17 protein-coding genes are annotated in these 23647 nt (G+C 52.3%); 4 read left to right on the forward strand and 13 right to left on the reverse strand.

Translation table 11 applies throughout. The features are described from left to right. Window positions 1-79 precede the first annotated feature (79 nt). Together EHT25_RS30835 and EHT25_RS30840 are read left to right on the forward strand one after the other, a co-directional pair. The gene (locus tag EHT25_RS30835) at window positions 80-778 is read left to right on the forward strand and encodes an SGNH/GDSL hydrolase family protein (RefSeq protein WP_124879305.1); all 699 of its coding nucleotides are present in this window, start codon (window positions 80-82) and stop codon (window positions 776-778) included. 213 nt (window positions 779-991) lie between these two features. After that, entirely contained in the window at window positions 992-3559 is a 2568-nt protein-coding gene (locus tag EHT25_RS30840; protein WP_185731548.1) for a DUF5686 and carboxypeptidase-like regulatory domain-containing protein, read from the forward strand. Between the two features lie 88 nt (window positions 3560-3647). On the opposite strand, the gene EHT25_RS30845 is transcribed toward EHT25_RS30840, so the two are convergent. After that, complete coding sequence (locus tag EHT25_RS30845; protein WP_185731549.1) at window positions 3648-4391, reverse strand: GDSL-type esterase/lipase family protein; 744 nt, start codon at window positions 4389-4391, stop codon at window positions 3648-3650. 264 nt (window positions 4392-4655) lie between these two features. On the opposite strand from EHT25_RS30845, the gene EHT25_RS30850 reads away from it, so the two are divergent. After that, a complete protein-coding gene (locus EHT25_RS30850; protein WP_124879308.1) occupies window positions 4656-5642 on the forward strand; it encodes a 2-hydroxyacid dehydrogenase in 987 nt (328 codons plus the stop codon). A 97-nt stretch (window positions 5643-5739) separates the two neighbouring features. Here the strand turns inward: EHT25_RS30850 and EHT25_RS30855 are convergent, their stop codons facing one another. The 8 genes from EHT25_RS30855 to EHT25_RS30890 all read right to left on the reverse strand — a co-directional run bounded on the left by EHT25_RS30855 (window position 5740) and on the right by EHT25_RS30890 (window position 18848). Next, window positions 5740-9096: an immunoglobulin domain-containing protein gene (locus EHT25_RS30855; RefSeq protein WP_124879309.1), complete on the reverse strand. Its 3357-nt coding sequence runs from the start codon at window positions 9094-9096 to the stop codon at window positions 5740-5742. A gap of 360 nt (window positions 9097-9456) precedes the next feature. Continuing rightward, the gene (locus EHT25_RS30860; protein ID WP_124879310.1) at window positions 9457-13437 is read right to left on the reverse strand and encodes a hybrid sensor histidine kinase/response regulator transcription factor; all 3981 of its coding nucleotides are present in this window, start codon (window positions 13435-13437) and stop codon (window positions 9457-9459) included. Between the two features lie 384 nt (window positions 13438-13821). Then, complete coding sequence (locus EHT25_RS30865) at window positions 13822-14238, reverse strand: carboxypeptidase-like regulatory domain-containing protein (RefSeq protein WP_185731550.1); 417 nt, start codon at window positions 14236-14238, stop codon at window positions 13822-13824. 221 nt (window positions 14239-14459) lie between these two features. Then, window positions 14460-15899 (reverse strand): phytoene desaturase family protein, encoded by a 1440-nt coding sequence (locus tag EHT25_RS30870; RefSeq protein WP_124879312.1) that lies wholly within the window; start codon window positions 15897-15899, stop codon window positions 14460-14462. A gap of 110 nt (window positions 15900-16009) precedes the next feature. After that, entirely contained in the window at window positions 16010-16174 is a 165-nt protein-coding gene (locus EHT25_RS30875) for a hypothetical protein (protein WP_310588790.1), read from the reverse strand. 33 nt (window positions 16175-16207) lie between these two features. Further along, complete coding sequence (locus EHT25_RS30880) at window positions 16208-17017, reverse strand: helix-turn-helix domain-containing protein (RefSeq protein WP_124879313.1); 810 nt, start codon at window positions 17015-17017, stop codon at window positions 16208-16210. A gap of 39 nt (window positions 17018-17056) precedes the next feature. Next, window positions 17057-18022 carry an aldo/keto reductase gene (locus EHT25_RS30885; RefSeq protein WP_229311857.1) on the reverse strand — a complete coding sequence of 322 codons (966 nt, stop codon included), beginning with the start codon at window positions 18020-18022 and terminating at the stop codon, window positions 17057-17059. A 298-nt stretch (window positions 18023-18320) separates the two neighbouring features. After that, on the reverse strand, window positions 18321-18848 hold the full coding sequence (locus EHT25_RS30890) for a hypothetical protein (RefSeq protein WP_124879315.1): 528 nt from the start codon (window positions 18846-18848) through the stop codon (window positions 18321-18323). A 205-nt stretch (window positions 18849-19053) separates the two neighbouring features. Between EHT25_RS30890 and EHT25_RS30895 the strand changes: the two genes are divergently transcribed. Beyond that, window positions 19054-19377: a hypothetical protein gene (locus EHT25_RS30895; protein ID WP_124879316.1), complete on the forward strand. Its 324-nt coding sequence runs from the start codon at window positions 19054-19056 to the stop codon at window positions 19375-19377. Window positions 19378-19432: 55 nt separating this feature from the next. On the opposite strand, the gene EHT25_RS30900 is transcribed toward EHT25_RS30895, so the two are convergent. The 4 genes from EHT25_RS30900 to EHT25_RS30915 all read right to left on the reverse strand — a co-directional run bounded on the left by EHT25_RS30900 (window position 19433) and on the right by EHT25_RS30915 (window position 23612). Then, window positions 19433-20314: a DUF808 domain-containing protein gene (locus EHT25_RS30900; RefSeq protein ID WP_124879317.1), complete on the reverse strand. Its 882-nt coding sequence runs from the start codon at window positions 20312-20314 to the stop codon at window positions 19433-19435. 46 nt (window positions 20315-20360) lie between these two features. Then, window positions 20361-20639, reverse strand: a complete 279-nt coding sequence (locus EHT25_RS33075) for a cyclic nucleotide-binding domain-containing protein (protein ID WP_221622352.1) — start codon at window positions 20637-20639, stop codon at window positions 20361-20363. 461 nt (window positions 20640-21100) lie between these two features. After that, window positions 21101-22456 carry a hypothetical protein gene (locus EHT25_RS30910; RefSeq protein ID WP_229311858.1) on the reverse strand — a complete coding sequence of 452 codons (1356 nt, stop codon included), beginning with the start codon at window positions 22454-22456 and terminating at the stop codon, window positions 21101-21103. 412 nt (window positions 22457-22868) lie between these two features. Then, window positions 22869-23612, reverse strand: coding sequence for an IclR family transcriptional regulator (locus EHT25_RS30915; RefSeq protein WP_124879318.1), 744 nt, complete (start codon window positions 23610-23612; stop codon window positions 22869-22871). Window positions 23613-23647: the final 35 nt, after the last annotated feature.

Below are 23647 nucleotides of genomic sequence, written 5' to 3' on the forward strand. Positions count from 1 at the left end.
TAGTGTTTGATTACCCTTCATGCCGAAAAGCGTTTCTTCGTTGGGTATATTTGGGTGCTGATCCATCCTGAACCCGGAAATGAAATCCTTACTCCTATTATCCCTGCTGGTATCCGAACTACTGGCGTCCTTCGTAGCCGTGGCCCAACCGGCGGTTTTATCCGAAAAACGACTCACCCTTTTCACCCTGGGCGATAGCAACGGTACCTTTCCATACAGCTGGCCCCAGCAGGTAAAATCGGCGTTCCCGAACGCCAAGGTCGTTAATATCAGCCGGTCCGGACGAACGATCGGTTTTGTAAACAACGGCGACAGTACGCTGAATTCGCTGCTGGTCGCGGATGTCAACCTGAAAAAAGCAGCCGAGTCGTCCAATGGCCAGGCTTACGATTTTATCCTGATTGAGCTCGGCACCAACGACGCCAAGGCGGTTTTTGCCGACCGTCAGGCCGAAGTGCCGCTCAATCTGGAGAAACTGATTCGTCGAATCAGAGCGTGTCCCTATCCGGTTCTTAACAAGGCCAAAATCGTCATCATTTCGCCCCCGCCGTACGGCACGAAAGCATTATCCACGGAAAAATACGCGGGCGGTGGAGAGCGGGTCAAAGCGATGAGCCAAACGTTCAAACAAGTGGCTCAACGAAACCAGTGCCTGTTTGTCGATGGATTTACAACGCCGGGTCTGGACATCGAAACAATGACGCCCGATGGCTTGCATCTGGATGCCGCCGGTTCCCGAAAACTGATTGAACCCCTCGTAACGCTGCTTACGCACTAAAGAGCCACGAAAACCGGTGGGCTTCGCTCCTCTTTTTTGCCGATCTTAGCGGTTTTTCCGGGCGATCTTTCTCAACGGGTTAAAGTCATTATGCAATCAATTCAACCGTCTATTTCTACCGTTCACTCAAACCATCGTTTTTGGGCATAGGGGGAAAGCCCACCTTCGCGGTCAATGCTGTACCAACAGACTGTAAACAACCGCAAGAAGGTAATGCATTTCCATTTGATTTTTCCCGTTCACGGCTTCGGCCGGATTTTCGCTTATCCACAACTGATTTTTGCAGGGCTTCTTCTGCTGAGTCGAACCAGCTTAGCCCAACCGGTTTCCAGCCCACAGACGTTTTCAGGACGCATCACCGAAACTCCGTCGGGAGCCGCCGTGCCCTTTGCTTCGATTGCGGTGAAGGGCAAATCCATTGGCACACAGGCCGATGAAAACGGTCAATTCAAATTAACCCTGAACCAGCGGGCCGACTCGCTGCTGGTTTCGGCGATGGGCTACCAAACCACAACGATGGCGATCGCTGGTTTTCAGTCTTTCCAAGCCGTTGAGATTGTTCTGAAACCGGTTGCGACGCAGTTGACCGAAGTGGTGATTCGGGCGGGCGAAAACCCGGCTTATCCGATTCTGCGGGAGGTCAATGCCCACCGTGCCCAAAACGATTTTCGGAAGACCGATGGCTACGAATACCAGGCCTATAGCCAGCTGGCCATTCACATCAGCCAAATGGCCGAATCGTTCCGGCAACGAAAACCGGTCCAATCCATGCTGCGGGCTGTCGAGCCAAAACAAGGCGGAAAACCATCGCAGCATGTACCGCTCTTTTTCTCCGAAACGGTTTCCAGCCTGTATGCCCGACGCCAGCCGGAACGCCAGAAGGAGCAAATTCTGAAAACCCGCATCAGCAGTGCCGGTTTGACCGACGATCGCTTTATTGCCCAATTTACCGGTGCTGGTTTTAACACGCTCGACTTTTACCAGAACACCGTCAGCCTGTTCAAAAAAGACTTTATATCGCCCCTCGCCGAGCGCGGACGGGTTGCCTACACCTATTTTCTGGCGGATACCGCGCAGGTTGGGCTGCATACCTGTTACGAAATCGATTTTGATCCTAAAAACGAGCGCGATCTGGTCTTTAAGGGGAAAATGTGGATCGATACGCTCAGCTTTGCCCTCGTGCAGATTGACGCGCAGGTGGGAGCCGCAGCCAATGTCAATTTTATGAAACAGATTGACGTGCATCAAACGCACGAAACCGCCAGCGAGTCTTCCACCGTCTGGTTTCCGGAAACAACCCGCCTGACTATTCAGGTTGCTGAAGTCGTCAGAAACACCTTTGGAGCCACGGTAGATTACCTCTCCACGGTTCGCCAGCCGCGGGTGGGGCAGCCCCGGCCGGTTGGATTCTTCGACCAGGAGGTGCAGGTAGTCGAAGACGCCCGGAACGCTTCGGCGGAATACTGGCAGGCCCAACGCCAGACGCTCCCCGACTCCCGGGCAAGCGAGGAAACGCACGCGCTTCTGGATACCGTGCGGAACCTGCCGGTTTTCAAATTCATCCGGTGGGCGGGCCAGTTTGTGCTCAATAGCGGTTATTTACCGCTCACCAAAGGCATTGACATCGGACCGGTTTTTTCGCTCTGGGCGTATAACCGGATTGAAGGAAACCGCCTGCGACTCGGGCTGCAAACCAACAACGCGTTCAGCCGCAACTGGCAGCTGTCGGCCTACGGTGCCTACGGAACGCGCGATCAGGTCTGGAAAATGGGGGGCGAAGTGAACTTCATTCCGACGCGGCAACCGCTGACCCTGATCATCTTAAAGAGCAGTTATGATTTGGAGCAACTCGGTTTTCGAACCGAAGATCTGGCCGGCAATCCGCTGCTGCGAACCACCAGCCGGTTTGGTCGATACCGAAATGCGTTCTATCAGAATGAAACAAGCCTGTCTGTTCAACGGGATTTAGGTGTTGATTTCATTCAGACGGCCGGGGTTCGCTACCGCCACATCGATCCGCTTTTTCCTGCCTTCCGGCATCCCCTTCAGGACACGCAGCAAACCGCTTTTCAGTCGAGTATCTGGGGAAAAGAAGCCTTTCTGGAACTGCGGTATGCTCCGGGGCGGGTTCCCACCCGCCGGGTCACGAAACGCCGGATTCAGCGCCGGGCCACCGAAACCGCGCCCCTCCTCACGCTTCGCTACACCTACGGCACGGCGGCTTTCGAGGGAGGATCGTTTGGCGGTTATCACAAATGGCACTTTCAGCTGGATCATACGCTGCGGTGGGGGTTGCTCGGGCGGACGCAGTACAGCGTGCAGGCCGGTTTTACGCCCTCAACCCTGCCCCACCCGCTCTTGCAGGTCCACGTTGGCAACCAGTCGCCGTTTTACAACCGCAATGCGTTCAACCTGATGAATTACGCTGAGTTTGTTAGTGATCGGTACGCATCGGTTTCGCTGGAACATAAATTTGAGGGATTGCTCACCAACCGGGTTCCGCTGATCCGGCGTCTGGGCTGGCGTACGTTCGTCAATACCAGCGTATTATGGGGCGGTTTAAGCCCGGCGAATCGTACCCTGATTGCCACGCACGATGCCTCCGGCCAGGCCCTGGCTCCGGTTTATTCGCTTCAACGCGATCCCTACGCGGAAGTGGGTTACGGGGTTGAAAATATTTTTAAACTGGTTCGCGTCGAAGCAATTCACCGGCTAACCTACCGCCAGAATCCGAATGTAACGCCCTTTGCCATTAAAGTATCGTTTCAATTGGGTTTATGACCGGTTTCAAGGCGAATCCGGGGAACGGAAGGCCATGTGGAAATTCGCAACTAATAAAACCGGCGGATTGAAAAACCGGCACATGGCGTTAATTCCGGTCAGTGGAAGGCCAGTGTCTTTTCAGGGCTTTGAACCAGGCTTGAGCCATTTTTTCGGCCCCGCGCGCGTTCGGGTGTACTTTATCGGCGATGGTGTTCTTTTCCCATTCCCAGCCTTTGGCCTGATTGACCAGAATCACCTGCCGGTTATTCAGCTGGTTGACCATCTCGCCGATTTGTTGATTCAGGGCCGGAATGTAGCTGTATTTCGGCAGTTTGCCGCTGGTAATCACCTGAGCAACCAAGATCACCACGCGGGGATTGATGGCGATCAGTTTAGCGATCATTGATTTTTGGGCCGCAATAATGCCCGCTACCGGATTTTCGGTATCAAAATGGTTATGGCCCGAATGAAGCAACACGACATCGGCCGGAAACCGGGTGTAAATGCTGTCGACCATCGTTGCCAGAAACTCGGCCGTTTTACCGCCGTATCCCGCATTATATATGGAATCCGGTTGATGAACGCTCGCTTTGGGACCAATCAACCGGAAGTGATACCCGGCCTGCCGGAGTTTTTTCTGAAGCGGAAAAAGGTACGAATCAAAATCGGTACTCCCCTGAGTGATCGAATCGCCCAGCCCCAGAATGGTCACGGTTTTCGGATTCGTATCGTTCCGGTCTTCCCCAGACCGGGTTTCGGACGGTTCAGGATGGGTGGCAGACCGGGCTAACGCGGGTTTTGCAAGGGTCAAGGTAAGGACGAACAAACAGGCGGCTCCAATCGATTGCATAACTGACTTTTTGACTATTCGTACTAAGAAACGCATTGGGCAAGACTTTTCTCCTCATCCCGTGCAGAAAATAACCGGATCCTACTCTTTTGCCGCCACCCAAAAGTGCCTATCGCTTACGCGCAAACCGGACCGGTTTAAAAAAACTCCGCAAGCGGCCATTCCAATCTTACCTGCTATCTTGCCATTGGATAAACGGTTAACGCCGGAACGGTTTCGGATTACCTCCTTAGTAGCCACACGTCTGACCTGATTGAGATGCCTATGAACGTCACTTTTTTCAGTTCCAAGCCCTACGATCTTACTTTTTTTCAGCAAACCAACGCCGATTTCGGCTTTCAGCTGCGGTTTTTGAAAGTGCCGCTGGACGAAACCACGGCGGAGTTGGTCACCGGTTCGCCGGTGGTCTGTTTATTTGTCAACGATCAGGCCAATGCCGCCGTCATCCGCACATTAGCCCGTCAGGGCGTTCGATTGATTGTCTTGCGGTGCGCTGGTTTCAATAATGTTGATCTGGATGCCGCCCGCCAGGCGGGGATTCAGGTGATGCGCGTGCCTGCGTACTCCCCGCATTCGGTGGCAGAACACACGCTGGCTCTGATTCTGGCCCTGAATCGAAAAACCCACCGCGCTTACAACCGGGTCAAGGAAGGTAATTTTGCCCTCGAAGGGTTGATGGGGTTCGACCTGTTTGGGCAAACCGTCGGTTTGCTGGGCCTGGGCAAGATTGGCAAAGTGACCGCCCGGATTCTGGGCGGTTTTGGGTGTCAGCTGTTGGCGTATGATGTTGTTCGGGATGAAGAAGCCGAGCAACTCGGGATCGAATACGTTTCCCTGCCAGAACTGCTCAATCGGTCCGATATTCTCACGTTGCACTGTCCGCTGACGCCCGAAACCCGTCACATTATCAACAAAGACACGCTGGCCCGGATGAAAAAAGGCGTGATGCTGATCAACACGGGCCGGGGGGCACTCATCGATACGCAGGCCGTCATTGAAAGCCTGAAAAACGGACAGGTCGGGTATCTGGGCCTGGACGTTTACGAAGAAGAAAGTCATTTGTTTTTTGAGGATCTCTCGAACACCATTATTCAGGACGACACGTTCATGCGTCTGCTCACATTCCCCAATGTACTGATTACGGGGCATCAGGCCTTTTTTACCCGCAATGCGTTACAGGGAATTGCCCGGACAACCTGCCGGAACATTCAGGCGTTTGTTGAAGGGAAAGCTTCCGGAAACGAAGTGTGAAACGATTCACGGATTGAGCATGTGCTCGGTATGAGTCAGTTAACAGAAAAGGCGCAGACCATCGACCTGCGCCTTTACCAAACCTGAATAATGCGTCTTAGTGCTTCAACACCTTCACGGTTACGGTTTTTAGTCCACTATTGACCCGCAACAACAATAGCCCTGCGGCCTGTCCCGACACCGAAAACCGCTGGTGCTCGACCGGTTTTGCGACTTCGGCCTGCCGCTGGCCAACCAGCCGACCGCTGGCGTCGGTTAATTGCAAGTGAAGTTGCTGGCCCTCCCCACCCCGGATTTCGACCTCGACCTGATCCGAAACCGGATTACCCAAAACCGTTACCTGAAGCGCCGAACCGGTTTCGGCCGACAGCCGCGTGGGCGCGTTACACGTCAGTGGTTTTCCCGAATCTTTCAACGCGTACGTACTGCCCAGTACCCGGCCATACATAATTCGCTGATTCCCGTCCTTCAGTCCCGAGGGAACCTCGAAACTGTAGGCATGAACCCCGTTGCCTTTCCCCGCATCCTTCAGATCCTGTCGGAAAATGTTGGCCACCGTACTGCCCCAGATGGTTTCAACCCCGCCAGCGGTTTTGGAATAAATCTCGACGGTGACCGGCGTGTTGGGTTTATTGCGATCCCAGACCCAACCCCGAATCGTGCCACACTCCACTTTGTCGAGATACCCTTCAAAACTGCCCGTGACCGTCGTCGTCGATGCCGGGTTGACCGTCAACGGAAAACTCACGGAATTGGTCAGCACCCCATCATTGGCCGAATACGTCAGTACAAAATTGCCGGCAACGGTGGGTATTCCCGAGATCACGCGGTTAGTCATGTTAATGGTTAACCCGTCGGGCAAACCGCTCAGGGCGTACATCAATGGCTGGCCTTCGGGATCGGTGAAAGCCACCAGCGTTCCCGAAAACGGTACGCCCACCTGAGCCGCCAGGGGCGCAATCAAAACCGTGGGCGATGGCGCAACCGGCGCTTTGTTTTCCGGCGTTCCGGTGCCAACGCAGATCAGGGCTTTGGGGGAGTCTTTCAGAATGAAGCTGCTGCCCGCGACGCGGGCCGAGAGGTTGTGGGGCAAACCGTCTTTTAAACTGGCGGGAATCGGCCAGCTAAAGGCGTGTTTGCCATTGCCTTTGCCGGCCGTTTGCAGATCCTGCCGAAAGACATCGGCCAGAACGGTAGCAATGACGTTGGGCCCATCGAGAATATCGACCGAAACCGGGGTGTTGACTTTATTACGATCCCAGGCCCAGCCCCGAAAGGTGCTGCAATCCGCTCCGTTAACAAACCCGTCGAACGAACCACTCACCAGGGAAGGGCTAATGGTAACGGTTGTGGAACCGGGGGGGCTGGTGCAACTTCCCACCGTACAGGTGGCCGAATACACCAGCGTTCCGGTCGTCGCGGTAGGTACAGAAATGGTAGTGCTACTGCCAGTGACTCCTCCGGGTCCCTGCCAGCTAAGGGTCCCTCCTTCGCAACCCGAAACGGTCAGGGCAACAAAGGGGGTATTTTGTAAAACGGGCAATGAGATGTTCGGAGGCAGACTGATAACCGGTGCCACCTGGCTGGAGGTGAGCGTCAGCGAAAAGGCATTGGATGTCAGCGAATTACAGGTTGAGGTAATGACTACCTGATAGCTTCCTTCCTGGGCTGCCTGTACATTGGTGAGGCTGAGCGTGGCCGAAGTTTGGGCCGGATTAAGCGGACTTCCATCCTTGAACCATTGGTAAGTTAAGGAACCAACGCCCGTAGCCGAAACCGGTACACTGACCGAACTGCCCGCGCAAACCGCCGAAGCCGACGCAGGTTGGCCGGTTATGGTAACCCCCTGAAATTCATAAGCTCCCATATCGATGGTGTTGACAAAGCGCGGGTTACCGGCCAGATCGGTGGTAATTCCTGTCAGGCCATCGGCGCTGTTGTTCCCGGCATTCACCGGCAGCGAGCAGGCCACCGGTTGCAGGTTCTCATTGTCGGCATCCACAAATGGAGAGGTGGTTGTCGTCAGGTTGGTCGGGTCGGTTGTGTAGGCGTAGGGTGCATCGAACAGGCTGTTGGTTGCAATGACGACGCCATAAAACGTATCGATCGGGTTGGTGCCGTTATCAAACAAGACGCAGTTGATGAAAGTAGCAATACCTATCTGCGTAAAAGGGCCACCACAATCTACGAAGATGACACCAATGTTATCCTTTCCGCTATTTTGACTAAAGCTACAATTGGTGATGACGGGGGTACTTCTGCCCCCATTTTCAGCATCGGCGTACATAGCCGCTCCCCACCCAATTGATCTATTTTTGGTAAAACTGCAATTGGTGATCACAGGGTTGGAATTACCGCTCCGCCCGTTATTTTGGATGGCTGCCGCCCCTTTTACAAAACCTCGACCGGTTGAGGGAATTTCATTCTGACTGAAACGACAGGAGATAATGGTCGGACTGCAGGTACCGCCTTCACCATCATTCACGATCGCTCCGCCATGTACTTCTGCTTTATTCAGACTGAAATCACAACGTTCAATGCGGGGATTGGAAATTCCGCCACTGGCACCCGAATTGTAAATAGCGCCACCCCTTAAATTGGCGTAATTTTGCGAAAAAGTACAATCACTGACCCGGGCATTACTAGTGCCCCCCCCCGCTGAATTGTTATACAGTGCGCCCCCGGATGGAGCGATATTGCCGGTAAAAGTACAGTGACTGATGACGATGGGATGATCGGGATCACCGGTTCGGTCATTAAAAATGGCGCCACCGCGATCATCACATTTGTTTTCGATAAAGTCACAATAGGTAATGATTGGATTGCTTCCGGGCAGGAATGCCTTGTTCATCATGGCCCCTCCTAAAACGGCCGCCGAATTTTGCGTAAAAGTACAATGGGCAATTGTAGGGTCTGAGGGCTGTTCCGGGTCGGTCAACTCCAGATTGAGAATACCCCCTCCCCAGCCATCCGTACCGGACCCATTGGCTTTTCCGCCGGTGATAACAAAACCATCCAGGCAAGTCCGATCGTTGGCTCCGTAAAACCGCACGACGTGATAACTATTGCCATCATCCAGCGTATTATTGTTGTCAATATCGCCGGATAAAGTCGTGCTGGATGGATTGGTCGTACGGTTTCCGCTGGAAGGATCATAACCGCCGTAAACCTGCACGCCGGATGCAATGGTGAAGGATTGGGTGCGGTCACCGGTAGTCGTTGGTTTATACAAACCGCTGGCGACCAAAACCGTTAGATTAGCGGGGTTGGATAGTACGCCCGGTAAGGCTGTGCCGGGGTAAGCGGTTTCCCAGGACGTTCCATCCTGCGTACTGATACCCCCGTTTGGGGTCACATGGATCTGGGCAGAAGCCGTCAGAGCAACGAAGAGCAGCGCAAAAACCGCGAATAGGCGCAGACCGATCGATCTACGCGGGAGTAAATTTTTTTTCATATGAGTAAACTAAGCTATGGAGTGGTTTTCTTCCACCGGCGAACATACCTAGTTCATCACGCACAGACTATCGCAATTTTCCCAATTACTATAACAATTTTCCCACTGACCCAAAAATGAGCAAATGGACCTAAACTCCGGACTTTGGCGAGCGAATTGGGATAATTGTGATGGATTTAGGGATGAAGGCGATAATCTCCCAAAGCACAATAGGGTAAGCCGATGAAGGGGACTGCCACCCAATCTGTAAAAATTGGAGAAGTGATTTCTTTTCACGGAGCGTATACCCCAAAAAGCTGATAAACCCGCTTTACTTAGGCGGGTTTGTTTTATCCTTCCGAAAGTCTTGTTGTGATGGAATTATTTGGCGTTGGCCAGATACTGCCTCGGGCTTACCTGGTAATGCTGCCGAAACATTTTGGTAAAATGCGCCGGTGAATCAAACCCGACCAGGTAGGCCGTCTCCGAGATCGCTTTTCCCTCTTTCAACAGCTGAACTGACCGCTTCAGCCGGTATACCCGAATAAAATCACCGGGTGTCATCCCCGTCACCACTTTCATCTTGCGGTACAGACTCATCCGGCTCATGTTCGTGAACTTCTCGATGTCTTCGACCCGAAACGCAGCATTATCCAGATTGGATTCAATGAGTTCCGTGATGCCCGCCAGCAACGGATCGACTGATGCCGGGGCCTGATTTTGAACAGGCTGCGGCAAACCCGGCTGAAGCAACTCGGTATGGAGTTGTTCCCGCAGCCTGCGCTGGTTCTCCAACAGATTCCGCACCCGCAACTGAAGCTCCTGCACGTGAAACGGTTTGGTCAGGTACTCATCCGCCCCCCGCGTCAAGCCTTCGATCCGGTCTTCATAAGACACCTTCGCCGTCAGCAACACCACCGGAATGTGGCTGGTTCGCTGGTCACTTTTCAGGTTGTTGCACAAAGTGTAGCCATCCATCACCGGCATCATCACATCGCTGATGACGACATCGGGCATGTGTTCGAGGGCCATAGTCAGCCCTTCCAGTCCGTTATGGGCCAGATCAAATTCATACCAGAATGGTAAGCTCTCGGTGATGAACTGCGCCAGTTCAGCATTGTCTTCAACCAGCAAAATCCGAACCCGTTCGTCTCCGACCTCCTCTTTAAAAATGGCCATCGGTAATTCAACACCCAATCGGCTTTTCTCGGCAGGTTGCGCTACCCGAACCGGCAACCACACCCGGAAGAGGGTGCCTTGTCCTGTCTGACTTTCCACCGCAATCTCCCCCTGCTGGCACTCCACGAGTTCCTTGACCAACGACAGTCCGATGCCCGTCCCCGACGGTCGGCTGGGAATGTATTCTGTCCCGGTTTCGACCTGATAATACCGGTTAAAAATCAACGGTAAGCTGACGGCGGGAATACCAATTCCGGTATCCTTCACCACGAGTTCGACCCCGTTCTTTTCGTCCAGCGGCTGAATCCGGACCCAAACGTAGCCCCCTTTCGGCGTAAACTTCAGGGCATTCGACACCAGATTATAGATGATCGGTTCGAGTTTGCCAGCATCAAACCAGTAGTGCGATGCCAGGCGGTTTTCGAAGGCGAGTTCGATGCCCAGTCCGGCAGCCTGTTCCCGAAACGGCACCAGCCATTGATCCACACACTGGCCCAAGTCACCCAGCGACTCGTTGAGAGTCATCAGGCTGGCTTCCAGCTTGGAGAAATCCATTAACTGGTTAATCAGTCGCAGCAGGTGCCGGGCCTGGGTTTCCATGATCGAAATCCGGCGCTGGATGTCGGCCTCCAGCGGTTGTTGCAGCAATTGTTCGGCAGGCGACAGAATCAGCGTCAGGGGTGTGCGGAACTCGTGGGTGACGTTGGCAAAAAACCGGGTTTTCATCGCATCCAGCTCCCGGAGTTTTGCAGCTTCATGGTCTCGCAGAGCGATCGACTGTTGCATTTTGAGCTGGTTGACGTAATTTTGAAATAGCCCGTACGAAATCCAGATAACAACTAAAGCATAGAACGCGTAGGCCCACCAGGTAGCCCACCAGGGCGGGTGAATGATGATCTTCAGAATACGGATTTTCGAACTCCAGACACCGGTTAAATTGGTCGCGTTCAGGCGCAACGTATACGTACCGGGGCGTAAATCCGTAAAAACCGCTTCGGGTCGACGGCTTTCCACCCAGCCGGGATCGAGCCCCTCCAGTTGGTAGCGAAACCGGTTTTTTTCGCGTTTGTTAAACTGTAAAACCGCAAATTCAATGGTCAAAAAGTTCTGATTGTAGGGCAATCTTAGCTCGTGAATGGCCTGAATGGGGGATTCGCCCAGGGGTGAATTCAAACCCGGCACAACCGGTTTATTATTAATGAAAAGGCTCGTGATCTCGGTCACCGGCTGAAAGGAATCCGGGCGGATTTCACCCGGTTTAAAGGCCGTAATGCCCTCCAGCCCCCCCATCAGGATGTGGTCGTCCGCAGCAGTTCCCTGCCTGGGCATGTGCAGAAAGTGAAACCGGTTGAATTCATTCGCCAGTAAGCCATCCTTGGTCGTATAAGTCTGTATTTTCAGCGTTCGTCGGTTAATCCGCCCCAGCCCCTTGTTGGTACCTGCCCACACATCGCCGTGGCTGTCGGGAATCACCGAATAGATGACATTATTGGGCAGCCCATCGGCCACCGACAACCGTTTGGACAAACCGGTTTTTTTATTGAAAATACAAACCCCACTGCCGAAGGTTCCGATCCAGAGCAGGTCCGGGTTTGTAGGATCAGAAGCCAGACAGAGCAGCGCATTGCTGCTCAGCGAGACCGGGTTGTTCCGAATCTGATTGTACTTTTTGATGCGACCACTGGACCGGTCGATCCGCAGCAAACCGCCGGATGAGGTAGCCAGCCAGAGGGCCTGGTCATCGACGACCAGCATCTGGTGGGCATTGAGCAGTGGGTGCGGAATGGGGTAAGGAAAAGTTCTCCACTGGGTTTGCTGCTCATCATACCAAAACGCGGTGGTATCGTAAACCGCCCACACCCGCCCGCTTGGGTCAGTGGCCAGGGGGCAGGTATGGAACCCGATGACCGGATTTGCGAAGTGCCTTGGGAACGAAATCGGATCGGTTTTCTTTTTTTGAAAATCAATGCGGTACAAGTCCGAGCTACCCATGTTATACCATAGTCGGCCGCGCTGATCGAAGGTGTAGCGAAAATTGTAACTGGTTAGTTTGATTTTACCGGAAAATCCGGGTTGAAGGGCTCCTCCCAGCCAGTTCGGAGAAAGTAAATCCGGGACAAATTCGGTTTGGTAGGGGGCGGTTTTAAAGGGGTGATTGCGCAGGTCGTATTTTCGAACGCCCATGCCGGAAGTGCCTACCCAGAGCACATCCGATTGATCAATAAAGGCTACCTGGTACGAATTTTGACTTTGGTCACCACCTTCATCGAGCAATTGAACGCCCTGTTGATCAATAAACCTGAAAAGGGCCGAGTGACGGGCAAAATAGAGGTTCCCGTGGCTATCCTCCGTAAAATGTACATACCCGTCGGGGGTGGCGATCGCCGGAATTGGATACTTGCGAATCTGTCCGGATGCGGGCTTGACAACCCATAACCAACGTTCCGTGGTCATCACTACATCGCCGGATTTACAGACCCAAACGCCGGTGGTACTGGATTCTAAAACCTGCTGGTGCAAATAATGGCGGATGGCATGGGTTTTCCAATCAATTCGATCGAGTCCGGTGACGGTAATTACCCAAAGATTACCAGCCCGGTCTTCCCTGATTCCAATGACAAAATTGTTACTCAATGATTGAGGCTGCTGCGGATCATGTCGAAAATGCTGAACCCGTTTGGTTCGCAAGTCTAAGCAAATTAACCCGTCATTTGCCGATGTTTTCCAGAGCTGGTCATGTCGGTCGACATAATACCGGGATACCAGAAGATCCTTTGATTTAAAGGATTTAAAATCGGATTGCTTCGAAAAATTGGTAAACTGTTCCGTAACCGGATCGAAGACATCCAGGTCATTTAGTTCATTCGAAATCCAGAGCTTTCCATGCTTATCTACTTGTATTTGAGCCACTTCGGCAGTCGAAAGCGATGGCCGTCCGTTCGGGTCGGGCTGAAACACTTTGAACTGGCTGCCGTCGTAGCGAGCCAGCCCGTCGCGGGTTGCCATCCAGATAAACCCCTGCTTGTCCTGCACAATGGACGGTACAAATGACTGCGGCAGGCCCTGCTGGTCGGTTATCAACTCGGGCCTGGGCAGCGTTTTGGGTTGCGCCAGTAAGACAGAACAGGGGGAGAAAAGCCATCCCCACACCAACCATAGTAATTGACTGTAACGCTGCTTCATTCATTACACCAAATTTCAATGACTACGAAGTAAGGATTGTTTTTCAATATGTTACTACATTTAATATACTTTTTACTTAACGTCATTGGAATGAAGCACACCAGAAAGATCGGTTTTGGGGTCTGAGAATCAGACGAAAAGCGGAGTTTCGGTTTCGGGTTTGTCCATCTGAGGTAGTAGAAACGCGCTTGTTTCGAACCGGAAAACCGCAGGCTGAATGGGTTTGTCCTGAAAAAGAAAGCCAGACGACCGAAGTCACCTGGCTTTTGGTATCGCTCAATGGGTGGTTATTTTTTCAATCAGGTACCTTTCACAGTATCCCCACGCATCAGCGATTTACTAGTCTAGTAACCAGCGGCACCGGAAAGGTGTTTGAAAACTTTGCTAAATTTTTTTAATGGTTTTCCTACCGTCTTCGCTGCACCCCGGCGGCTCTCCCCTGTAACTGCTGGTCGAAGCTGGCCACGGGACGGTTTTTGATGTCACCTGCGTCACCGAACCAACCAGGTTCTTGCGATCCTGCGTCCCGTAACCGACCACGACCACTTCGTTCAACTGGCGCAGATCCGGTTCCAGCCGAACGCTCAGCGATGAATTTGTGGCCGGAATCTCCTGACTTTTGTAGCCAATAAAGGAGAACACAAGCGTGCCTTTCGTGTCCGGCACCGTGAGTTGAAACGCCCGGTTCCCATCCGTGATGATTCCCTGATTCGTTCCTTTCAGAGCCACGCTCACGCCGGGAGTCGGCTGGTTATCAGCCAGATCAGTCACTACTTCCGTAATGACCACGCTCTGCTCCAAGGCAGGCTGGCTGATCAACCAGACAAGGGCAAGCTGCTAAAGTCGAATTTTTAATCCATTTATATTTATAAAATCTATAGATATTTTGTGTAAAGATTTGATAAATACTCGTCGCATGGGCATAACTAGTTTAGAACAAAAAGAAGTTGACTCCTGGGTGGCTTCGCTTTGATTAGCGGTTTTCGCGCGACCGGAAACCGGGTCGGCAAGTGTAGGCCTTTTCATAAGTGATGATCCTGTTTAAATACGTCTTTCAAGGCCCGCTGGGCGGCCCGGTAGCCGCACATCCCGTGGACGCCCCCGCCGGGTGGCGTCGAAGAAGAGCAGATATACAGCCCTTTCGCGGAGGTTCGGTAGGGCGACCAGCGCAGGGCCGGCCGGGTAAACAACTGGCCGAGGTCGATGATGCCGCCGTTGATGTCGCCCCCGATGTAGTTCGGATTATGCTCCTGCAACTCCGCCGTGTTCATCGTGTGCCGGGCCAGAATCCGCTCCCGAAAACCGGGTGCAAACCGCTCAAGCTGCCGTTCGATCACCTCCGTCCGATCCACCGTTGATCCGTTCGGAACGTGGCAATACGCCCAGGCCGTGTGTTTACCCGCTGGTGCCCGGGTCGGATCAAACAGGCTTTGCTGCGCCAGCAGAACAAACGGTTTTTCAGGATGTTTGCCCCGGGCGGTTTGCCGTTCCGAATCGACAATTTCCTCCAGCGTGTTCCCGATGTGCACCGTTCCGGCCCGTCGGCAGCCTTCTGCTGTAAACGGTATAGGGCCATCCAGCGCCCAATCGACTTTAAAAACGCCCATCCCGTAGCGATACCGGTTTAGCTGCCATTGATAGACCGATGAAAACCGGTGCCCGGCAATTTGCAGCAGTTGCCGGGGCGTTACATCCAGCAAAACCGCCTTCGTCGCCGGTAATTGGGCCAGGTCATGCACGTAAAAATTCGTCTCTATTTTTCCGCCCAACGATTGAAAACAGGACGCCAGCGCATTGGCAATCTGCTGCGAACCGCCTTTGGCCAACGGCCAGCCCCGCAAGTGAGCCGCCGTCATCAGCACCGTCGCGATGGCCGAGGTCGCCCAGTTGGATAAGGGTTGAATGGAGTGCGCGGCCATCCCGGCCCACAGGCCTTTGGCGGATGCGGTTTTGAACCAATGGCCCAACCAGGTCGAAGGAGGTAAGGCTTTGAGCCCGAACCGCGCAAAATCAAGAGGATGTTTCGGAAACGTCAACGGACCCAGTACGTCGGCGTCGATGCGGGGCCACTGGTCGATCAGCGGTTTAAAAAAATCCAGATACGCCTGTTCATCCGGCCCCAGCAAGCGGGCGGTTTCCGTCACCGAGCGCGTCAAAACCGCTGCCGAACCATCGTCAAACGGGTGCGCGGCTGCCACTGGCGGCTGAATGTATTCCAGACCGTGGGCGTCGAGCGGCAAGGTCCGGAAGAACGGCGAATTGATCGCCATCGGATGAATGGCCGAACAGCTGTCGTGCAAAAAACCGGGTAATGTCAATTCCGCCGAACGCAGTCCTCCGCCAATCGTCGGTTTGCCTTCCAGCAGCAACACCGACAACCCGGCTTGTTGCAGGGTAATGGCAGCGGCCAGCCCATTCGGGCCCGAACCGACAACAACGGCATCAAATTCTGTTTTATTCACGGTTTTCGATAAGTTGTTTCGCGGAGTTGAGTGGAGTTAAAAAGAGTTAAGCGGAGCCTCTGCTAATCTCTGATTTACTCCGCTCAACTCTGCGAAACAGTTTTATACTTTTAAACTTCCGGCCGGAACAGAACCTGCCCATCGGACTTAACCCGCCAGGTCGAATTGATGATTTTATTGGCCTGGAGCAAATACGCCGTCAGGCTGTAGACCTCGGCATTTGACAACGAACCGGACGCGTTGAAGGGAATGGCCCGGCGAATGTAATCAAACAAAAACGGTTACTCCCGTTCAAAAAATACGCTTACTTATAACCAGTTGGTAGGAGCCTTGCCGAACCTGCTTTTGAAAGAATGGGAAAAATGAGAAAGACTTTCAAATCCCAGATCCAGGTAGATCGCCGATGGCTTCATTTTCTTTTTTTCAATCAGATGGCGCGCTTCCATCAGGCGTTTTTCCTGAAGCCAATGGCGGGGCGACATACCAAATGTTTTTTGGAAGTCGCGCTTGAACCCGGCAAGGCTCCTCCCGGTGAGGTGGGCAAACTTTTCTACCGGAATATTGAAGGTAAAATTGCGGAGCATAAATTCTTCCAGATCGATCTTGTAGGGTGCCGAAAAGTCAAACAATAAGGGGCTGAGCTCGGGCATGACATGCAGCAGCAGTTTCACGCCCTCCTTCACTTTTAAAATGCCCATATCCGTTGAGATCGTTTCGGCCGGATTGCGGACGTAAGGCACAATCGATTGAAAGTAACCCCGCAGGAAATCGTCGCCGGGAACCAGCCTGTTGAGTGGGCCGACGTATTTCCGGTTTACCTCGATTTGTTCCTCCAGCGCTATTTTGCGGAGCAGGTCTTCTTGCAGAGAAATGACGATCGTTTCATAATTTTCACCGGGGGGAGGTGTTTTGGTGATCTGCCCCAGTTGATTTTTGCCAATCAGCAACATCTCCCCTTTTCCCATCGAAATGGTCTGGTCAGCCGTTTCCAGCCGGAATTGCCCCGAAACCTGTAGTACCAGGGTGTTGTGCTTCAGAAAGCCCACTTTCTCCTTTCGCTGGGTCGAGAAATACGAATAAAAGAGTACGCCCGGGATGATTTCGGTTGGATTCGTCATGGTGCAATAATACGAACTAACGGGTTTTCCACCATTCTATTACCGGTGGAGGTAAGTGCTGCCGAGGATTGCACCCGGTGAAAAATGCGCATTCAGAGTGGCCATCTCGTCAGCCGTAAATTCGATGCCCATAGCCTGAATGTTTTCCGGTAGGCGCGATCGCCGACTCATGCTGACCAACGGCATGATGTGGTCGCCCTGTGCATTTACCCAGGCGATGGCCAGTTGGGTTGGTGTGTATCCCTTTTCGGTTGCCAGTTGCTTCAATAGTTCGACTTTTTCAAGATTCCTGATCAGGTTCTCGCCCTGAAACCGAGAAAAGTGATGCTGGTAGCTACTGGCCGGTAGCGGTGCTTTCAGGTCACCGGTGAGCAGACCTTCGGCCGTGTTGGCAAAAGCAACTACTCCGATACCGAGTTCCCGGGCCGTCGGCAGCAAGTCGGCTTCGATCTGCCGATCGGCCAGTGAATACCCAATTTCCAGGGCAGCTACGGGATGTACGCCGTGGGCTTTGCGCAGTTGGTCGGCGGTAATTTCCGATACCCCCAGGTAACGCACCTTTCCTTCGCTGATTAGCTCGGCGACGGTTCCAATCACCTCTTCCAGCGGAACGCTGTTGTCCAGTCGGCACGGCTGATACAGATCAATCGTATCGATCCCCAAACGCACCAGTGAATAATTGATGAAGTTCCGGATGGCGATGGGGCGCAGGTCCAAACCAAGCCACCGGCCGTTGTCGAAAATTGCCCCAAACTTGACACTGATGAAGGCATCGTCTCTTCTACCCCTGACGGCTTTCCTCACCAGCAGCTCGTTATGGCCGGTGCCATAAAAATCGCCGGTATTCAAAAAATTAATGCCGTTGTCCAGCGCCATTTGAATGGTTGCCACACTTTCGACCTCATCATTCACCGGGCCTCCCCAGGTCGACGACATGCGCATACAGCCTAAACCAAGTTTGGATACGAGCGGGCCATTTTTGCCAAGGCGTATCGTTGGAATCATTGTCATTGTTGTAGTTGGTTGATTTACGTGACAAAGTTCCGGGCTTTTGCCAATGGCCTATTTCGTATATGGCTCAATTTACTTGCCTGAATGGCTCAACCAGGCGAAAAGTTTTCATGTACAACATCCTGATTTTAACCCGAACAATGAGACTTCTAATTGACTATGAACCAATTAACCACCAGCGACACAACCGGTTTGCAGCCAAAAAGCGATTAATAATCACCTGGTTAGCTTTCAGGTTAAGAACGCAGAACGGTAAAAAGACGGAGTTGGGCCAGGGTTTTGCCCGAGTTGGCTATTCGGGTTGTTTCGGATTGGATGTATACGATACGCGGAGCATTCTGACCTTTGTTGGTTGCTGAGTATACGGATTCAAATCATTGACGTATTCCAGTTGCGCTGAGCAATGGCGGGTTTCATTCCAGAATCTCGAATGATCCATTGCCTTGAATCCGGCCTGAATCAGCCGGTTTTTCAGCGTATCGGCCACCCAATTTTGCTGCATCATGGGATAGCTCATGATCAGGTCACAGGCATTTTTGTTGTCCTGGCGGAACCGTAAAAAATGGGCGATATACAGATCGACCCGCTTGCGGTTCGACTCAGAAGGACTGTAGGAAAGAGTCGTCGCATCACCCATCGGCGATGACTGTTCCTCGTACCGGATTCGGTCCTTGCTCAATTGCGTTTGAACCTCCTTCAGGGTTTTGCCCAAAAACTGTTCCTGAGCCTGGCACGAATTCCAGGCCGAACATACCCCCAACAACCCATACAGCCACCCCCTCATCGTCTGCCAGTTCGTCAACACAATCGTAAGTATCAAAGTAAATAGGTTAAAGTGTATGGTTTTCGGCTCAACAGACACCAAAATAGAGCAGCGGTTTGTTTTACCGATGACCTCAGCAATCCTTAGCCATTATCAATCAGGCAACTGCGAATTTATTGCTGCCAACCTGCAAACAAAATCGCGCAGTAGCTAGCCAGAAGCGACTTTGTTTCGGAACTTTGCGGTTCTAAAATAGGCCCGGATGAACTACCAACCTCTCCCCCAACCCGAAAAATACCGCCTTCTTGACCATTCCGTTCGCCTGGTCTGGGATCATCTGACACTTCCTCAAATCAATTGGCTGACAAAGCAGGCTTTTTATTTCAAGGAATTTCTGTTTGCTGATCTCGCCTATTATGGCCAGATTTTTTCGCTTGACATCAAGATTGGTCCGGACCAGTTAACGACGCTCTACTTTCCTAAATCCGAAGTTGGAACGATGACCGACGAAATGATTCGGCAAATCATTGGTGAATTAACCCATGTGCCGGTAGAATGGCAAGACCTTCTGGAAGAAAAACCGTAATACGACCGATCCATTGGCGGCTTACCCGAAGCAAATTATTTTAGCGCCAACCGGATTAAAATACCGCCGTTTTGCTGAACCGGCGAAGCGTCTTGAACAAGGCAATAATGCCTGCAATGACCAATCCGACCACCAAACCAAGGCCAAATTCTTTTACGGTGGCCGGCAGTGCAGGAAATAATGCGTGCAGGAAATGAATGTTATGCACAAATATTCCGCCCGCAACCAGCAAGAGAGCCAATGTTCCTACGACATTCAAAATCCTGATTAAGATGGGTAGGGATCCAACCAATACCTGGCCGAGCTTTGCCAGGAACCCTTTCCTATTCGAACGTTTGATCAGCTGATAGCCCGCATCATCCATCCGGACAATGAGCGCTACGATGCCGTAGACACCAACCGTCGCCAGCAAGGCCACTACAGACACCGTTAAAATCTGTATCAATGTATTTTCTTTCGCAACCGTTCCCAGCGCGATGATGACGATTTCCACCGAAAGAATAAAGTCTGTTGTTATGGCGGATTTTACCTTTGATTTTTCATAATCTCCGGTTGCGTCATCCGGCTGCCGCGCGGGAACCGTATCCGGTTTTTCTTCCTTCGCTTTGAAAAAGAATTCAATTATTTTTTCTGCCCCTTCGTAAGCCAGGTAACACCCCCCCACGACCAAAATGAAGGTGATCGCAACCGGAAAAAACGCATTCAGCGCCAGGGCAATCGGAACAATAATCAGTTTATTAACCAATGAGCCTTTGGTAATGGCCCAGAGAATTGGCAATTCCCGTTCGGCTAAAAACCCCGTGGCCTTTTCGGCATTTACGGCCAAATCATCCCCCAATATACCTGCCGTTTTGCGCGTGGCTACTTTAGTGGTCAGCGCAACATCATCCATTAAGGCCGCTATATCATCCAAAATTGCAAAAAGACCCGATGCCATTCCTGTTTTACGTTTAGATTCAATTAACCAACTACTTTCTACTACCTCACCGACGGTTACTGATCCGTTTCCGGATGCGGCTCAACGATTCCGGCGCTACGCCAATGTACCTGGCCAACTGATAGTGGGGAATGCGCCGGATCAAATCCGGGCGAGTCTCCAGCAGGCGTAGGTAGCGCTGTGCTTCGGCGGCAGAGAGGAGAGACAGGGCGGAAAAGTAGCGGACGAGTTTTTCGCGCATCGGTTCGGGAGTAGTTGCCGGTAAGGCCGTGGCAATATACGGTTTTTTATTCCGACCCGCCGATCTTAACCAATGCCAATGCACAGCCGCAGGGCCACCGGTAGGTTTGCAGGATCAATTTCCCACGTAGAGCAACGGGGCGTGGCCCTATCTTTCATCTGTAAACAGCCTGTCAATATGAAAACCGTATGTATTCTTTTTGTGGCCCTGTGGCTCATGGCGTGTAAGAGCCGCCCCAACTCTGCACCGGTTTTCGGACGTGGAAGGACATAAACTGCGCCAGTCGGTCCTGGGTTCGGCCAGAATCCCGTTCGATCATTTGGCGGGTGATGGCCTCCAATACCGGAAATCAGCTGGTACATGGCTGTTTCCGGCCCCATTTCGCCAACCAGGACGACGGTGTCTTCGCCACAAGCCAGGTAGTTATAGCAACGGGTATTCGGTAAAATTGGGGTCCAAGACAGCGAATCCAGGGGCGATAAGTTATTGACGTTTGGTAAGAACCAAACACCTGGTGACAGCACCCGCAAAACGGGACAAGGGCCTTATTTTTCGGGTATGTACCAGAACGGAAGCGTTATGATCTCTTCCGGGCGCTTTGAAGGGTCGGCCTGAATACCGATTCGGATTAAATTCTTGCCTGGTCTCAGGTTGGTCGGCAGCAAAACGGTTTGCCAGCCTTTTTGATGATGCTGGCCCCACTGCGTGAATAATAAGTCCGGATTTTGGTACAACGAGTCATTGATGGTGAGGTGTATGAACTGGTTGATCTGCTGATGACTCCAGGCCGCAAACCGCCGGCGTTTTTCGGCTCTTGCCAGGGTATCGCTCCAGACCGGCTCGGGTGCCAGCCTGGTCAGGAGTGTATCGAGGGCTTTCGGATAAGCGATAAACAGGCGAATAAACGGATCGCGGGTCACATCCGCCTGAATAGCTGCCTGCTCGATGTAGGCATCTTCCGCGCGCAGATTGTTATACGCACTCGGATTCACGTAAAGACTATCAACGCGGGTCGAGAAGAGATGGTGTCGGTTCAAACTAGTCGTGCGCCGGTTTACCCGCGAAAAATCGACCAAAAATTCCACCATGACCACAACAAAGAAACAGCCCATCATCAACACCATCGTTCGGGCTAATTTCTGGTAGGGAATGTGACTATAAAACGTGTTGACAATAAACACGACGGGTTTGTAGAGACCCCAGTACATCACCTTATTCATCGCCGTGAATCGGTCGTGCCAGATTGCGCCCCTCGGATTCGACCGGATTCTGGGCAAGTTCAACACCACACTGGTAAATAAGTAACCAAGCGCGAGCGTACCGGCGACTATTTTAATCAATAACCAATAGGGGGCGGGTACAACAGGTCTTACAATCGAGTAAATAACCAGAACCTGCACGTAGGTGAAGGCTACCAGAATCAACAGGAAGACAAAAAGAAAGGCAACCGCAAATACGATATTGCATCGTTGGTCCAGCCGGTGGACATACGCATCAAGTGGCCCCAGCTTAGCCGCCATCCGTTCCTGAGATTGTTTGGTCGTAAAGGGAATCCGGTCGTAATGAATACCGCTCGGATAAACAGCCCGCAAACCCACCAGTCCGACCCAATAGGCCCGCATGACAAAATTGGTCAGGAAAGCCATAAACAACACATAACCGGTCGCCCGCATCAGGCTGTAAACCAGGGAAGGAAAGATAAGGTGTAAGCCCGTAGTTTGGGTCATCAGATTAAACCGGAAGTAATCGAATGCTTCGTCGAGCAAGTCCGGCAATTGGAGCACGGCAAACAGAGCCGCTCCCGAAATAACCAGTTCGAGGTTCCAACTCTGCGCGGTCAACTCCCGCAGCTTTTCATCTTGCTCCGGATTCGGATTTTCGTTGGTTGTTGATGATGTCACCAGGGTCAAATTAAGGATTACGAAAAACGGAAAGATAGCGAAAAAAGCGAAGCGGAGACCGAATGGCTGCGCTTTCAGTCGGACACAAAGGCACCCGGTTTAGTCGTGAGGGCGGTTTTTGGGATAACCTCCGTCTAGTCTGATAAAGCGGGGATAAAAGACACGCAGTGCTGACAAACTGCCAGTGTGCCCGCCAGGAGCAGGGCTACAAACAATCGTTTCATTCGTAATCAGGTTGGTTAGGTTGACTCCTGGCGGCAAAGGTGAGCAGAAAGGCCGCACCGAAACACCCGCTGAAGTGCCGGCGGGGCGCAATGGCCGGATTAGCCGATCAAACGGAGACACCTTAGGCTGAATGAGGGAATGGGACAAAAGCCTTACGGTATTGCTACTCAATGAAACCGCAACGGCTTCAGGTCAAGGCCGATAACCGCTGGCTGATTAATTGAGCAGCGGTCCGTAATTCGGATTCGAACTCCTTTTTACGGTCATCGCTGAACCGGATTTCAGGCAGGAAAATACTCAAACTGGCAATTACCTGATTGTGCCGCCGAACGGGAACCGCTAAACCAATAATGTGCGTTTTCGACCGGGTTACGGACAACTCCTGGGCCTGAATCGATCGTAATTCGGCTTCTAATCCCTGCGACGTTGAAGCTCCGGGCCAAATATCCGGCCCCGGATACCCGATTGCATTGACGAGGCTTTCCCGTTCTTTAGCGGACATGAAGGCCAATAAAAGTCGGCCTGATGCGGTTTCGTAAATATTACGTTCGGTACGGCTACGTACCTGGAGATCCTGATCGCTGTTGACCAAATGGACAATGAATCGTTTCTGATTGCGAAGAACGCCCAGAATGGACGTTTCGTTGATCCGCCGGGTCAGGTCTTCCATGATATCTTTCGCCACCAGAACCAGGTCCTGACTATACGACAGATTATTGGTCAGGTTGTACGCCATCGGTCCCAGACGATAGCCTTTCTTTCGTCCCAGGTGTTCCAGGTAATTCTTTTCAACCAGCGTTTTTAAAATATTTACACAGGTTGCCTGATTCATCTGCATCGTTTCGGCAATCTCCGTGAGTGAATGGGCCCGGGTGGGGTCCTGAGCAATCAGCTCCAGTATATCCAGGGCTTTGACAATAACTAATACCATAATTTATCGTTCGTCATTTCGAATCCACCTTCCAG

Origin of the sequence: Larkinella rosea (assembly GCF_003858635.1) — a bacterium.
Lineage (GTDB): Bacteria > Bacteroidota > Bacteroidia > Cytophagales > Spirosomataceae > Larkinella > Larkinella rosea.